General features: G+C 49.0%; 13 protein-coding genes and 1 pseudogene. 8 read left to right on the top strand and 6 right to left on the bottom strand.

Annotated elements, in window-relative coordinates; translation table 11 throughout:
* Positions 1 to 130: 130 nt before the first annotated feature.
* The gene (locus Q0986_RS12335; RefSeq protein ID WP_299410572.1) at positions 131 to 1144 is read right to left on the bottom strand and encodes a photosynthesis system II assembly factor Ycf48; all 1014 of its coding nucleotides are present in this window, start codon (positions 1142 to 1144) and stop codon (positions 131 to 133) included.
* A gap of 108 nt (positions 1145 to 1252) precedes the next feature.
* On the bottom strand, positions 1253 to 1597 hold the full coding sequence (locus Q0986_RS12330) for a rubredoxin (RefSeq protein WP_299410570.1): 345 nt from the start codon (positions 1595 to 1597) through the stop codon (positions 1253 to 1255).
* 195 nt (positions 1598 to 1792) lie between these two features.
* On the opposite strand from Q0986_RS12330, the gene Q0986_RS12325 reads away from it, so the two are divergent.
* Positions 1793 to 1891 (top strand): PetM family cytochrome b6-f complex subunit 7, encoded by a 99-nt coding sequence (locus Q0986_RS12325; RefSeq protein WP_299410567.1) that lies wholly within the window; start codon positions 1793 to 1795, stop codon positions 1889 to 1891.
* Between the two features lie 90 nt (positions 1892 to 1981).
* On the opposite strand, the gene ychF is transcribed toward Q0986_RS12325, so the two are convergent.
* Positions 1982 to 3073 (bottom strand): redox-regulated ATPase YchF, encoded by a 1092-nt coding sequence (gene ychF, locus Q0986_RS12320; protein ID WP_299410564.1) that lies wholly within the window; start codon positions 3071 to 3073, stop codon positions 1982 to 1984.
* A 142-nt stretch (positions 3074 to 3215) separates the two neighbouring features.
* On the opposite strand from ychF, the gene Q0986_RS12315 reads away from it, so the two are divergent.
* The 7 genes and pseudogenes from Q0986_RS12315 to Q0986_RS12290 all read left to right on the top strand — a co-directional run bounded on the left by Q0986_RS12315 (position 3216) and on the right by Q0986_RS12290 (position 10834).
* Positions 3216 to 4679 (top strand): aminotransferase class I/II-fold pyridoxal phosphate-dependent enzyme, encoded by a 1464-nt coding sequence (locus tag Q0986_RS12315; RefSeq protein WP_299410561.1) that lies wholly within the window; start codon positions 3216 to 3218, stop codon positions 4677 to 4679.
* Between the two features lie 29 nt (positions 4680 to 4708).
* Complete coding sequence (gene cbiT / locus Q0986_RS12310; protein WP_366918578.1) at positions 4709 to 5308, top strand: precorrin-6Y C5,15-methyltransferase subunit CbiT; 600 nt, start codon at positions 4709 to 4711, stop codon at positions 5306 to 5308.
* Between the two features lie 722 nt (positions 5309 to 6030).
* Positions 6031 to 7575 carry a DUF3370 domain-containing protein gene (locus tag Q0986_RS12305; RefSeq protein WP_299410555.1) on the top strand — a complete coding sequence of 515 codons (1545 nt, stop codon included), beginning with the start codon at positions 6031 to 6033 and terminating at the stop codon, positions 7573 to 7575.
* Entirely contained in the window at positions 7575 to 8297 is a 723-nt protein-coding gene (gene pgl / locus Q0986_RS12300; protein WP_299410575.1) for a 6-phosphogluconolactonase, read from the top strand. The genes Q0986_RS12305 and pgl overlap by 1 nt, the downstream gene beginning before the upstream one ends.
* A 370-nt stretch (positions 8298 to 8667) precedes the next feature.
* Positions 8668 to 8802 (top strand): annotated as a pseudogene (locus Q0986_RS22970) (zinc ribbon domain-containing protein); the annotation flags it as partial.
* A gap of 39 nt (positions 8803 to 8841) precedes the next feature.
* Complete coding sequence (locus Q0986_RS12295) at positions 8842 to 9426, top strand: FHA domain-containing protein (RefSeq protein WP_366918577.1); 585 nt, start codon at positions 8842 to 8844, stop codon at positions 9424 to 9426.
* 4 nt (positions 9427 to 9430) lie between these two features.
* A complete protein-coding gene (locus Q0986_RS12290; protein WP_299410550.1) occupies positions 9431 to 10834 on the top strand; it encodes an FHA domain-containing protein in 1404 nt (467 codons plus the stop codon).
* A 255-nt stretch (positions 10835 to 11089) separates the two neighbouring features.
* Here Q0986_RS12290 and Q0986_RS12285 read toward each other — a convergent pair whose 3' ends face one another.
* The 3 genes from Q0986_RS12285 to Q0986_RS12275 form a co-directional block, all read right to left on the bottom strand.
* Entirely contained in the window at positions 11090 to 11791 is a 702-nt protein-coding gene (locus tag Q0986_RS12285) for a hypothetical protein (protein WP_299410548.1), read from the bottom strand.
* A 5-nt stretch (positions 11792 to 11796) separates the two neighbouring features.
* Positions 11797 to 12489, bottom strand: coding sequence for a hypothetical protein (locus Q0986_RS12280; protein ID WP_299410545.1), 693 nt, complete (start codon positions 12487 to 12489; stop codon positions 11797 to 11799).
* A gap of 139 nt (positions 12490 to 12628) precedes the next feature.
* Positions 12629 to 13930 (bottom strand): tetratricopeptide repeat protein, encoded by a 1302-nt coding sequence (locus Q0986_RS12275; protein WP_299410542.1) that lies wholly within the window; start codon positions 13928 to 13930, stop codon positions 12629 to 12631.
* Positions 13931 to 14165: the final 235 nt, after the last annotated feature.

Here is a 14165-nt window from a genome sequence, read left to right as displayed (position 1 = left end):
ATTCAAACACCTCCTATGAACACAGTCATGATACTTAATCATACGAAACCATCGGACGTCCCACAAGTAAAACCTGAAGTTTACTTCTACTCATCCCCGAAATAGGGAGTAAGCAGAGGACATATTCCACCTAAGCGGTTGCTTTAGGGGGGGCAATAAACCGGAGTAAGGTTCCTGATTGCCCAGTAATAAACCCTTGGTCAGAAGATACAAAGATAATTTTATAGAAGTTGGATGGCACATCTTCTACAGTTGTATCCTTTTGCCAAGTTTGGCCACCATCTAAGCTACAGAGTAAGGTGCCACTGCCACCCGCAAGCCATACCTCTTCAGGGGTTCGAAAGGCCAAATCTAAGAGCCCAATTTTATTGGTACCCGGCGTAAAGGCTTCGTCCCAAGCATATTCTCCGTCTTCCAGCTTGCCCGAGCTGAATTGAACTTGTCCGCCTTTATTAAGGATCCAAGGGTTGCCATTGGGCGCAAATCCCATGGTTTGAATCCGGCGGGCACCGTTGCGATCATGGCCTTGCCAGGCTGTTTGACCCGGTTCAAAGGTGGTATAAAAGCTGCCTCGGGAGGAAATCGCCACATATTTACCGTCTCCGGAACGGTTGATATTGCGCGTTGCTCCTGTTGCTTCTTCCACCAATGCAGTCCAATGTTGGGCTTCGTCACGTGTCTGATAGATGGCACCCAAATCGGTAATCATCTCTACAGATTTCGGACCCAAAGCGGTGACTTGATAGGGGGTGCCGGGCAATTGAGTACTCAAAGAGACTCTAGACCAGGACTTTCCACCATCTGTGGTGTGCAGCAAAATAGAGGGCTCACCCACAATCCACCCCTCATCACCAGAAAAGCTGATGGATGAAAAGCGATACTCTAAGTCTCCTAGGGCAAGCGGACGCTGCTCCCAGGTTTTACCCCCATCAAAGGTTTCTAACAGGGCAGAGTTGCTTCCCACCAGCCAGCCATGCTCAGGGGAAGCAAAGCTAACATCCAAGACCGTTGAGTCCGTGGGGAGCGTTACGGCCTCCCACGATAGGGAATCAAGCACTGGCAGGCTGTTGCAGGCGGTTAGAAAAAATATGGCGGCAACGATGGAAATCCATTGCCTTGAAATCTTGAGAATTGCTTTTATCATCTTGTTTTAGAACGGGCAATAGCGAACCAACCAATTGATTGCTTAGGATCTTTGCAATTGGTACAAAGTATCTTTTGGGGGATTGGCAGAGTAACAGGGTGTTACGACTTAGCCAGAAGAATAGAAGCTGAGCAAGAACATAAATATCAGCAAGAGCGACCCAAAAATCAGTAGGTTTTTTTTGCCTGGGGTCATGGCATTCACCCCAAAGCCATAGCCTAAGTTTTCTTCAAAACCCGAGGGAGCGCCCACGGGGCCAATATTCACAAACTGCTCGGGGAGCGAGCGACAAACAGGACAATTCCAAGCTTCAGGAAGTTGAGTAAACAACGTTCCTGATGGAATTTTGCGCTTCTTGTCACCTTCATCAGGTTCATAGATGTATCCGCAGGATCGACATTCAAATCGATCTACGGACACTACTTCTTCATTCGAATCCGTCTCAGTAGACATGACCTCAATTCGTGGAATTTCCACAATCCTAGAAATCTTTGTGAATTATTATGACACGGAACAGAATCACCTTGCTCAGGCTTCAGTGGTCGGAGACCAAATTTAACCCTGCATCACTTAAGACTGAAAACAAGGCGCATGAGTGTGCTTAACTGAGTATTGAGTATTTGGTACAAATTTTAGGATTCGTCAATTATGGGTGGAGAAATTTTCACTGCAGCTTTTTTGTCTTTTACGCTGATATTAGTGGGGATTGGCCTGGGTTATTTATTGTTGAGGCTCGCACCTGACTAAAGCGGGTGGTTGGGTGACTTAACGAAGGTTCGTGACAAATCATTGCGATCGCACGAGATGCAGTCCTGTATGTTGCAGGTGTCATCCTTGCTAAACATTGAATCGGAAGAGCATCACATCCCCCTCTTGCACTAAATAGTCTTTACCCTCACTGCGAACTAAGCCTTTCTCCTTAGCTGCAGTGAGGGATCCGTGTTCAACTAAGTCTTGATAAGCAACGGTTTCTGCTCGAATAAAGCCGCGTTCAAAGTCTGAGTGGATTACTCCCGCTGCCTGGGGGGCTTTGGTGCCGATGGGGATGGTCCAGGCCCGGCTTTCTTGGGGGCCAGAGGTAAAGTAAGTTCTGAGTCCAAGCAGTTTATATGTGGCATGGATCAGGGAGGTTAACCCTCCTTCTTTGACGCCTAATGCTCCCAGGAAGTCTTGACGCTCTTCATCAGAGAGTTCGATCAGTTCGGATTCGACTTGTGCTGAAATAATAACTGTTTCGGCTTGCTCGGGGGTTGCGATCGCACGCACTTGTTCCACCCATTGATTGCCCGCTGCCAAATCATCTTCAGACACATTGGTGGCATAAATAATCGGTTTAAGGGTCAACAGGCCCAAGGGTTTGATCACGTCTTGTTCCTCAGGGCTTAAATCAGCCTGACGCGCGGCTTGCCCTGCATCTAGGGTGGTTCTTAGCTTTTCTAAGATCTCTAGTTCAGCCTGGGCGTCTTTATTATTGCGGGCTGTTTTGCGGGTGCGCTCAATCCGCCGCTCAATCTGGGCTAAGTCGGCTAGGGTCAATTCCAGATTGATTACCTCAATATCGCGGACCGGATCAACCGAACCGGCAACGTGGATAATGTCATCGCTATCGAAGCAGCGCACCACATGGACGATGGCATCCACTTCCCGGATATTGGCTAGAAATTGATTCCCTAAGCCTTCTCCTTGACTTGCGCCTTGAACCAGACCTGCAATATCAACAAACTCGATCCGCGTCGGGACAGTCTTCACAGACTGGGAAATATCCGTGAGGGTCTGTAAGCGCTGATCAGGAACGGAGACCACGCCCACGTTGGGTTCGATGGTGCAAAAGGGAAAATTGGCAGCCTCGGCTTTGGCATTAGCCACTAAGGCATTAAATAGGGTTGACTTACCAACGTTGGGTAGCCCAACAATACCAGCTCTTAACATGGGAAATTAGGTACTCAGAATAAATAAGAAAAATGATGCCTTTGGGGAATTGAGAGAGTGTTGAGGATCGGTGCGGACGGTTGCGGAATAACCCTTTGCCATTAAAACATACCCTTGAAAGAGAGAGGTGGGAACCTATCCCATGAGTATCGATCAACGGCAAGCCCCGCTGTGGCAGGCGCTCTGTGCCAGCGCCGAATCCCCTCAAGCGGCCTTTCATACCCCAGGTCATAAAAAGGGTAGGGGGCTATCGGCATCCGTTCTGGCTCAGTTGGGTGCTGCGTTCGGACAAATGGATCTGCCCGAACTCCCTGAGCTAGATAATCTGTTTGCACCAGAGTCTGTAATCCAAGAGGCTCAGGCACTGGCAGCAGTATTATTTGGGGCTGAACACACCTGGTTTTTAACCAACGGTTCAACGGCGGGCATTCTCGCGGCGATTTTAGCCACCTGTGGACCAGGGGATCAGATTATTATGCCTCGGAATGTCCATCAGTCAGTGATTTCGGGGCTGATTCTTTCAGGAGCGACTCCCATCTTTGTCCAACCCCCTGTGGACCGCGATCTAAATTTAGTCCATTGTTTGACTCCTGAGCAGGTCCAACAAGCTCTAGTCCAATTCCCTCAGACCAAAGCAGTGCTGTTGGTGTATCCCACCTATGAAGGGATTTGTGGGAATGTAGCTGCGATCGCAACCCTTGCCCACAACCACGGTATTCCCCTGTTGGTGGATGAGGCGCACAGCCCCCATTTTGCCTTTCACCCTGAGTTACCCCAGCCAGCGCTTGCTGCAGGCGCAGACTTGGCCGTGCAGTCCACACACAAAATGTTGGGTGCGGTCACTCAGGCTGCAATGTTGCATGTCCAAGGGAATCGGATTGAGCCTTACCGGATTAGTCAAGCCTTGCAGCTGGTCCAATCGACCAGTCCCAATTACCTCTTGCTCGCCTCTCTGGATGCGGCACGACAGCAGATGGCGCTGTACGGTAAGCCCTTAATGGAGCAGGTTTTAAGACTTGCCGATCGGGCTCGCACTCAACTACAAGCCCTACCCCATTATCCAATCGCCAATCCGATAGAGACTGCACCTGGATGTATTACCCTAGATCGGACCCGACTAACTCTTCCCACCTACCTTTTTGGCGGACAAGGCTATTGGTTAGATCAAACGCTGATTGCCACCTATGGAGTCACCGCAGAATTGGTCACCCCAGATCACCTCACCTTTTTGATTGGCTTGGGGAATACCGATGCCGATATTGACCAACTCCTCTTGGCATGCCGAGCGCTTTACCAGCCAACGTCTAGATCGAGTTCTCTCAACACTCCCCCCAAAATAGAAGAAAGGCCCGGTATATCGAGGCCAGCTCTATCTCCCCGAGACGCCTATTGGTCTGCGTCTGAAGTGGTTGCGTTGCCAGAGGCAGTTGATCGAATAAGTGCTGAGAGCATTTGCCCTTATCCACCGGGCATTCCGCTCCTGCTGCCAGGCGAAAGAATCCGGTCCCAAGACCTAGTCCAGCTGTTACACCTGAAGGAGAGTGGTGGTGTCGTCACGGGTTGTCATGATTTGAGCTTAAAGACTCTAAAGGTTGTGAGAAAGTAAAAGCTAGTGTGAATTGATAACCGCTAATGATGTCTTCCCCGACTTGGCCCTATATCAGTCCTGGGATTCCCGATGAGTTATTTGAACGCTTACCGGGGATTCCAATGACTCAAAGAGATACGCGGTTACTGCTGATCTCGCAGTTGCGACTCCTCCCTGAAACGGTGCTATGGGATATCGGTGCAGGCACAGGTACGATTCCGGTGGAGACGGGATTGCTCTGCCCCCAAGGGCAAATCATTGCGATCGAACGGGATGAAGAGGTTGTCAATTTAATCCAAGCAAACTGCGATCGCTTTGCTGTGAGTAATGTGGACATCGTCCAAGGCAATGCCCCCGCTTGCTTAGCTGATTTAAAAACGCAGCCCAATCGCATTTGTATCGAAGGCGGCCATCCCATGCAAGATATCCTCAAAGCAGCCTGGAGCTATCTGCAAACCAATGGCCGCTTAGTGGCCTCGGCCTCCAGTTTAGAAACACTTTATGTTATTTCTGAAACCTTTTCGGCCCTTCATGCTCGCAACATTGAAGTAGTCCAGTCTGTGATTAATCGTCTAGAGACGCGTGGTACTCGCCAAACCTTTGCTGCAGTAGATCCGATGTTTATTCTCAGTGGCGAGAAACTTTGAAGCCATCCCCCCTGTCTGAGATAGGGTGTTCTTCTAAAAACCATCCTTACCCTGCAAATAGGGGTGGCACCGCTGTGGTCCAGAATAGTGAGTAGGAAATGTTTTATATCAAAATATAAAATATTTTGATATATCCAAAAATCACTTGCCAGAGATATAGAAAATATGAGACTGCTAACCCATCTCAAAGGATGTGTATAAACGTCCTGCGCTCTATAAAAATGTCAACTCAGTGGTTGATGATTCTGGAATTAATAAAAATAGAGCAATCAATGACTCAAAACTTAAAATCTTCAGAGGATTTGATCCACCCTTGGTATAGGCTTTTAACCTCTAAGTCCCTGGGTGTATATCTACAAAATAGTCGTAAAACACTAATTTAAGGAAAATTTAGCAATCTTAATCAAGCGAGTGCTTTTATTTATATAACCAGTCAGTGCTCTATTCTGTTCAGCTCAGGAAGGAGGGGCAGAATCATTCCTAAATATCCTGAATAAATATAGAAATATAGTCCTATGCTGTGCTAAAAGAGCAATAAAATGCTGATGTCTTTATCCAAAAGAACGGGCAAACGATTGTAGCAGCTGTCAGTGATTCAGCGCGAAGAAATACCGATAACAAAAAATATTCTGGGCTATACTTGTTACGGTGATTGAATCCTCCGTAGAGAGTATTGTATTCAGCGCCTTTTAGGTTTGATGTTTTTGAGATAAACGCGCAGAATGCTTCCTCTGTTTGCAACATTATGGCTACAGACTCCGAATTTATCTGTTGAAACACCACACCAGACTTCGCAGGCGTCGATACCCTCTTTATCCACAGGCAGTCGTGGGCACATCGTTGCCCAAGCATCACGCCAAGACAATCTCACACCTGCATCACGCCAGGGGGTTGAATTCCGCGCTCTACCTGGCAGATTGGATACTGTCCCTGTTTTCAACAGTAATAGTCCCGAGGTGGTTAGACGGTCAGGGATTCTATTATCTACGTTTCCGCCCCGAGGTAAACGCTATCCCAACGCTCACCTCAACTATACCTTTAACGGTCGGTTCGATATTTTTGCGCATCATGTGGCCAAGACGAATCGTCCAGAGGATACTCCAACCTTCTATAAGGGCATTCTGTTATACAATCCCAGTTCTAAAAGGCTGGCCATCAAGGTTCTACAATCGGCCACCTTTTTAGGGAATCCTGATGCGCCTTATATTGCCTTACCGCCTCAAGTGAGCAATGATCTGGGCAAAGTTTTTTCGGGACCTGGCGGACGTGTAGTGGATCAAATCCTGAGAGGACGTCGGCAAACCCACTGGCCACCGGTGATTTATCTGCGTCCGGGTCAAAGTAAGATGCTGATTAATTTGCCCATTCCGGTTCCTAGCTTATCGACCTCCAAGAAACCCGTGAGAGGGCCAAAGGCCAAAAAATCAACCGCGCTGGCGACAACCCTTCTGCGAAAGACAGCCCCCTCCTCTAATACTCGATCTACGCTGGCTCATTTGCAGAGTGATGGCCCAGTGTATGTTGCCAGCATGGCGATGCTAGCGCCCCTGAATGCCGATGGAACTGAAAAAATTCCGACAAAGAAGGATTGGGAAGCATTGCTGCTCAACGGAGCATTGCTGTCGCCGCGAGATAAACCCCCTTCCCCCTTAAACCAGCAGGCTACACCCTTCTTCTACGGACGTGTGGCTGGCGTCAGTCGTGGATCTCGCTGGAAAGCCCAACTGACGGACGATGCCACGAGTCAACAGCTGACGATTCCCAAACCTGGCCGTTCCTTTGCCTATGGTTTAAGTACCTTGCAGCGAGGCACGTTTGGGACAGCACAGGTTCAAAGTGCGCCGATGTTGGTGCGCTACCCGGATACCGCCTATTTGTCCCATGGTAATTACGGGGTCCATTATGATTTAACGCTACCTCTGTTCAATCCAACGCAACAGGCTCGGCGGGTAGATATTGCCATTCAAACCCCCCTTAAACATGATCGCAAGGAGGCCGGTCTCAATTTTTGGCGATCGAAATCGGCACCTGTATTTTTTCGCGGGACGGTACGCGTGCGCTACAAAGATGATGAGGGGAATTCCCAACTGCGCTACTTTCACCTGGTACAAAAACAGGGTCAGAAAAGCCAATCTCTCGTTACGCTAAAGCTAAAGCCTGAGGAGCGGCGGTTGGTGACCGTGGACTATGTTTATCCGCCTGATGCAACCCCTCCCCAAGTCTTAACCGTCAAAACTGATCTTTTCTTTGGCAGCCGGAGTAAATGATGAAACCCCAAGTTGAAGTGTTTGTCGATCGCCCTCAGCTGATCACGCGGGCCTTGGAGCTAACTGTAGCCGAAATTAAATCTGCGATCGCACAGCGAGGACGCTGCACTATTGCCTTAGCCGGAGGGAACACCCCCAAACCGCTGTATGAGCAGCTCGCGACTCAGGATTTACCGTGGCAGAAGATTCATGTTTTTTGGGGCGACGAACGCTATGTTCCGCTTTCTGACCCCCAAAGTAATGCGGGGATGGCAACGGCAGCCTGGTTAAACCATGTGGCCATCCCCCCCGAGAATATTTATCCCATGCCCACCCAAGCCGCCGACCCAGCAGAGGCAGCACAAACCTATGATCGGCAGTTGCAAACGTTTTTTGGCACCGGCCCGCAGGAGTTTCCTCGCTTCGACATCGTCTTATTGGGCTTAGGCCCCGATGGCCATACCGCCAGCTTATTTCCCCACACTGAAGCGTTACAGGTGTGCGATCGCAACGTTACTGTGGGGAGCAAAGATAATCAACCTCGCCTTACCTTAACAGCCCCCGTTCTCAACCAAGCCCGATGTATTTTATTCCTAGTGACAGGTGCGAATAAGCAAGACGCCTTGACTCAAATCTTCGCTGAGAACGCCGATGCGGCACAGTTTCCAGCCCGATTGATTCAACCGACCCATGGCACACTCTCTTGGCTGCTGGATGCAGAGGCAGGACAGCCCTTTCAATGATAGGGAAAATTCACACTCCTAAGAGACATTTCATTTGATCCGAAGTAGGCATTAAACCTGAGGATCAAATTAAGCAGCAGAATTGGGTACACTCAATGAGGCAAGATCAAACCAGGCAAAAATTCATTCAGCAGTTTTGAACCTCAGCAGTGATTGAATGGATTGATCCCCGATTCAGGCTCATAGGTGCAACAAATATCTCGTGTAGGATGTGACAAGCAGTCCTTTGATGTTCATAAAAGCCCTCGTTGTATAGATATTAAAGGGAATGCTTTAATCACTGATTCGTTAACGATTCAATAGGACTGATTTACAGCCATTACTTGACCATGACCGGGGAAATATTGAATGGGGGAAATAGCTATAAATTATGATTATTTGTCCCAATTGTCTCTACCAGAACGTGAATAGTGCAGTCGTTTGTAAAGTGTGCCAAACGGAGTTGCCTACTACCAGTAGCTGCCCCAACTGTGGCGCATCTATACAATTGGGAGCCCATTTTTGCGGACAGTGTGGTTGCAATCTTAACGATGAACAACGGGAATTGGACGAAATTATAGCCCTGACCGCGGATGATCCAGCCCCTGATTTTGCATCCTCTGATACTCCCTTTGCATTTCCCGATTCTCAGCCACCAGAACCGCTAGTCATACCTGACTTAGCACCTGACTCAGCAGTTCCATCTGCGACCGATAGTCCCCCATCAACCAATGACTTGCCCGATCGAGGAAGCCCTATCCCAACCTTCTCGATTTATCCTGAGAACACACAATTTAGGGAATCTAAAACGCAGTTACAGCAGCAAACGGTTCAGCTCGTTCACGTCCAAACCAATGCAGCGATTGATTTGCCACTGAATTTAGATCTGATTCATATTGGTAAGCCGAACGAACGCATTCCTCCAGGTATAGACGTTTCAGTTTTCCCTAATGCTGAAATCGTCTCTCGTGTCCATGCCAATATCCGGCTTGAAGGAGGTCATTATTTCATAGAAGATGTGGGTAGCTCCAATGGGACCTACATTAACAATATTCCTCTGTTGCCGGGTAATCGACATCGTCTGCGCTCAGGCGATCGAATTGCTCTTGGCAAAGGCAATTTAGTCACTTTTCTGTTCCAACTTAATTGATAACGTGATTACTCTAACGCTCTTGCATCCTGTTCAATCCACTCCCGTTCAAAGTTGGAGCTTTGAGCAAGACCCTGTCATTCGCATTGGTCGAGCCGTAGACAACCATGTTGTACTCTATAGTGCGGTTGTCTCTCGCTATCATGTTGAAATTCGGCAAACGGGCACCCAATGGGAAGTCGTCAATATTGGTACCAATGGGACCTACTTAGACGGTAAACGGGTTCATCAAGCTCCTCTCTCCGATGGGAATATTATGCGGTTAGCTCGCTCTGGTCCTAATATCCAAATCCACATAGACGAGAGTGGCAATGTTGACAATAACTATAAATCCGATATTACGGCTGCGCCCAACTCACCTGGTGTAACAGCTCAAAGGTCGGCTGAGCAACGGCTACAGGAGGTTGCGGCACCATCGCCAGAAGCGAACCCTCATCTACGTAGCTCTGATCAGGAATTTCGGGTTGTGGGCCAAACGCCATTTCCCAAACCCCCTCAAGAGGAACAGCACCGCTCCCATACTCCTCCCATAGCGGAGGGACTTCCAGCATCAATCACTTGCACCTGTCAACGTTCATCCGCTAGCCAAGGTTCTTTAGTTTGTACAGATTGTGGCTTGCCGCTGAAAGTGTGGCGGCAAATTGGCGAATATCATGTGCTGAAACCCTTAGGAACAGGAGATAATACCTTCATTGCCTGGCGTGATGGCCATATGGTTGTGCTGAAAACGCTCCAACAAGAATGGCTGGAGCATGAAGATGCTTTGGTGGCCTTTCAAGAGCAAGCCTCTCAGCTATGTCAGATGAGCCACCCTGGCATGCCCAAAATTTATGAAGCCTTTGAGGTGGATAGCTACCCCTATCTGGTCAGCGAGATGATTTATGGCCAAAATCTCAAGCAATGGGTAGCTGATAGAGGCCCATTACCACAGACCCAAACCATCGAATGGATATCAGATATCTGTGAAGTTTTAGACTATCTGCATCAGCAAACGCCTGCCATTATTCATCGCAATCTTAAACCTGCGAACCTGGTACGACCGACGATTCCCCACGGGTTCAAAGAAGTCGTTCTGGTTAATTTTGGCGAGATGCAGCTCCTAAGCCCTGATGCAGGCACCTTCATCGGATCAGTGGGTTATACTGCTCCTGAGCTGCAAGCGGGTAAGGCTGCTCCCGCCTCTGACCTTTATGCCTTGGGCGCAACCTTGGTCTATATCCTCACAGGGCAAGAACCTGATGCCTTTTATCGATTGGGTGATGAAGAGTTTCGCCTGCATGTTGAGGATGTACCCCGTTTGAGCCCAGAAATGGCTGATCTAATTCAACAACTGACCCATCCTCAGCCGCAAAAACGTTATGCCTCTGCGGCTCATGTTGCCGATGCGATGAAAGCGCTTCTTCCTTAAACCGCCTGAAATTCCTCTATCCCTTCACCACGTCATAGGGAACAGGATTCTAGCGTGTTCGTCTTAGTTGCCAAACCTCAATATTTTCAAACACAATCTACAGTCTAGATGCTGCCACATCCATTCAGAAGCCGCTGGAGATCTACGCAACGTGCTGAAAGAGCCCAAGGTCATTCTGTATTTTAATGCAATAGCGCTATCTCAATCCCCATGGATGTGCCTGTAGCCCACGATTTAGCGCGATTGCTGAATCGCTCAAGATTGAGAGAGCTGTCGTACAGTGGTTTGCACATTCAAACTAATTGTTAAGGCTTGCTGAATCACGTCTTGATAGTCCTGTGCTTGATCTTGCAACTCCAGCGCTTGTAGGGTGATCAGCGCTTGATCTAAATCGAGCCATAGGGGTTGATTCTGGTGGAACAGCCGTTGATGCTGACGTATAAGTCTTTCTAGATTTAATGCCGTCACTAAACTCATTCGACTGGCTTGTAAGGCTTCTAGGATGGGGGGTTGATCGGGAACTGGAACCTGTCGATTCGCTTGCGTTAACCCGTCTAGCAGGATGACCGTCTCCACCAGCTGATTGTATTGGTCGATATCATCCAATAAACGCATCAGGGGGCGTAAGGTACGTTTTCGATGCCAGAGACGGACATGCCAGCTAGCAAACATCAGTCCTGTTGCCGTCGTCGTCACCTGGAGAAATCGGTGAGTGTTGGCCGTATCTCGTAACGTAATCAGGCCAATGGGCACCGACAACATGCCCAGTAGGGCTAAAGTAATCATCTCTATCCCCAAGATGCGCAGCCAATGTTGGGGTTGACGCCAGACTGACAGGCGGTAAACGCCTCCCCATAAGCTGCCGACCCAAAAAGAATGGGGGGTGAAACCAGTGTGGAATTCAATATCATCGGCGGTCAAGTGTAAGGCTTGCAGGTTTGCTAGGTTGTGGGGCATAGGCTTTATCCAGCTCCCTGCATTAGATTTGCGATCGCATCCAGTACCCCCGTCCAGAAATTCCCTTCCCGAGGGCGGAACAGCTCAAAAGCCCCAGGAGAGCCAAAGAAGGGGCGCAAGGTCCAGCCCAACTGACTACCGACAAACCCATAGAGCCCCAACCAAAATCGGAGTACTGTAGATCGGAGCTGCACGTTAGTATCCGTATCAGACTGAGCAACAGGGCGCATGGCCTGATAGAGGAACGACACCCCAAACATGCCCGTCAGGGCAAAAATCACCACATTGAGCAGCAGAAAAAACGAATAGTCCTTCACCGGGGAAATGGTGATCACAAAGAACAACGTAATCGGCGCAAAGCCCACGAGCAGCAGGGCAATAACGGCAGCCGCACTCAAGACATAGGTGAAATGCTGAGCAATGGTTTGGCGCGAACCAAACAGGGCATTAAATACATACAGGGCGGGCAAACAAACCAGTAAGGTAATCAGATAGAGCGTCGGCAATTTTAGGCCCGAAGACAAGGCTTGCAGGGAACTGTGGAAGGAGCCGATGATAGCGCCATAGATGGCAAAACTACAAAAGCTACAGACCAGCAGAGCAGAGATTTTGACCGACAATCGCTTTCCTTCATGAATGTCTTGGAGAAAAGTGTGTCGGTCTTTGAGTAGATCAGCAAAAATAGCAACAGCGTTCATAGACAAGGCGGCAAAAGCTTCGGCGTGAAATTAAGCTCAGCCTAGCTTTGCCGATTCTGTCCTGTCAGTCGGCTGAAGTCGGGAGTGTTGGAGAAAAAGTCGGGTCCAGTCGGGTTGAGGACGGAGAGAGGATCGACATTTATCTCATCTGGTCTTCCAGGCTTACAATCACAGTTTCTAAGTACCACTCTTCAGAGCGCCCAGGATAGTGTGATTTCGTGCTTCGCACCATCCCTTTCGCTAATTCTTGGTTCCCTCCCAATAAGTCCAATAACCGCTGCCACAAGCGCTCATAGATGGTTTGTGGGGGTTGAGGTGGCGGAGCCTGAACCTTGTTTTCGGTAGAGGGCTGCAGCTGGTTGAGCTGGGCGAGAACCTGCTGATAGTTAAACCATTCTTCTTGAGCACAAAACAGGCTAATGGCCCGCTGGTAATCGGCAATGGCTTGGGGATTTTCCTTCATCCCTGCATAGGTAAGGCCACGCTGGAAAAAGGCATCGGCATTGTTGCCATTCAAACGTAAGGCTTCGGCATAGTCTTCGATGGCGCCTAAATGATGGCCAATGGCTCGGTAGGCATTGCCTCGGGCAACATAGGCATCACTATCTTCAGGGGCTAGGAATAAGGCTTGATTACAGTCTGCAATCGCCCCTTGAGGATCCTTGAGGTTCAAGCGGGCCTTGCTGCGCCCCCGGTAGGTAATCGGATCTTCAAATTTAAGGGTGAGGGCTTGGTTGAAATCGGCCACTGCAGCTTGGTAGTTGCCCTGTTTACAATAGACCAATCCCCGACAGCAATAGGCTTTGCCATCTTGAGGATCGGCCTGTAAGACCCAATTAATATCCGAGAGGGCCTGACTGAGCTGGCCGATTTTGGCCCGATCGAGGATTTGTGTAAAGTAGTCTTTTTCCGACATTGCAGGTGGCGGCGCGTTGGGTGCTCTTGTGATGGGAGCGACAGGATGGGTTGCATTTTTGGGTCGGATTTCTTCAATTTTGTCGATGCATTGGCGGGCTCCATCCGCATCTTTTTGATCCAGGTAAAGTCCTGAGGCCACCTTAAAGTCGGCGATTGCAGCTTGGATATCCCCTTGCTTGCGATGGACAATGGCGCGCAATTTATAGGCGGCAGCATAGGTGCGATCGCACCCAATCGCCTGCTCTACATCGGCCATCGTCCCAGGTACATTTTTTAAGGAGAGTCGGGCTAAAGCTCGACAGTAATATGCTTTGGCTGATTTAGGGTCAATCTCTAGGGCCTTACCGTAGTCTTCAATCGCGGCATAGACATTACCGGAATCGTAATGGGCTAACCCCCGCTGGCAATAGGCTTCGATGGAAAAGGGATCGGCTTCTAGGACTTGGGTAAAGGTTGCGATCGCATCCGCATATTGTTTTTGCCGAAGTTGCGCTTGGCCTTGTTGAAATAATGGGGTACTCATGGGCACTCTGATGGTGATGCAATTAAAAATTTAGAAAAATAGGTTGCACAACGATGCAAGATCAATATCCTAACCAGTCCCCTGAGTTTGCGTTTAAGGAGGTTTGGGTTGCCAAGAGTGTCCTCAATTGATCTGGGGAAATAGGCCAACTCGCCCTGAGTTCGGTTTTTACTTCCAGAGATCCTTACAACTTTACGTCAAGATACTTTACAATCAGCAATACTGCCCTGGGCAT

The organism is Acaryochloris sp. IP29b_bin.148, from assembly GCF_028285565.1.
In the GTDB taxonomy this organism is placed as follows: Bacteria; Cyanobacteriota; Cyanobacteriia; order Thermosynechococcales; family Thermosynechococcaceae; genus Acaryochloris.
This window is presented reverse-complemented; position numbering and strand designations above follow the sequence as displayed.

What these genes read in the sequence shown, in the direction of transcription:
- Q0986_RS12280 (WP_299410545.1), bottom strand. Translation starts at nt 12,489, where the DNA reads ATGAACGCTGTTGCTATTTTTGCTGATCTACTCAAAGACCGACACACT.
- Q0986_RS12275 (WP_299410542.1), bottom strand. Translation starts at nt 13,930, where the DNA reads ATGAGTACCCCATTATTTCAACAAGGCCAAGCGCAACTTCGGCAAAAA.
- Q0986_RS12325 (WP_299410567.1), top strand. Translation starts at nt 1,793, where the DNA reads ATGGGTGGAGAAATTTTCACTGCAGCTTTTTTGTCTTTTACGCTGATA.
- Q0986_RS12330 (WP_299410570.1), bottom strand. Translation starts at nt 1,597, where the DNA reads ATGTCTACTGAGACGGATTCGAATGAAGAAGTAGTGTCCGTAGATCGA.
- cbiT (WP_366918578.1), top strand. Translation starts at nt 4,709, where the DNA reads ATGTCTTCCCCGACTTGGCCCTATATCAGTCCTGGGATTCCCGATGAG.
- Q0986_RS12315 (WP_299410561.1), top strand. Translation starts at nt 3,216, where the DNA reads ATGAGTATCGATCAACGGCAAGCCCCGCTGTGGCAGGCGCTCTGTGCC.
- Q0986_RS12285 (WP_299410548.1), bottom strand. Translation starts at nt 11,791, where the DNA reads ATGCCCCACAACCTAGCAAACCTGCAAGCCTTACACTTGACCGCCGAT.
- Q0986_RS12335 (WP_299410572.1), bottom strand. Translation starts at nt 1,144, where the DNA reads ATGATAAAAGCAATTCTCAAGATTTCAAGGCAATGGATTTCCATCGTT.
- pgl (WP_299410575.1), top strand. Translation starts at nt 7,575, where the DNA reads ATGAAACCCCAAGTTGAAGTGTTTGTCGATCGCCCTCAGCTGATCACG.
- Q0986_RS12305 (WP_299410555.1), top strand. Translation starts at nt 6,031, where the DNA reads ATGCTTCCTCTGTTTGCAACATTATGGCTACAGACTCCGAATTTATCT.
- ychF (WP_299410564.1), bottom strand. Translation starts at nt 3,073, where the DNA reads ATGTTAAGAGCTGGTATTGTTGGGCTACCCAACGTTGGTAAGTCAACC.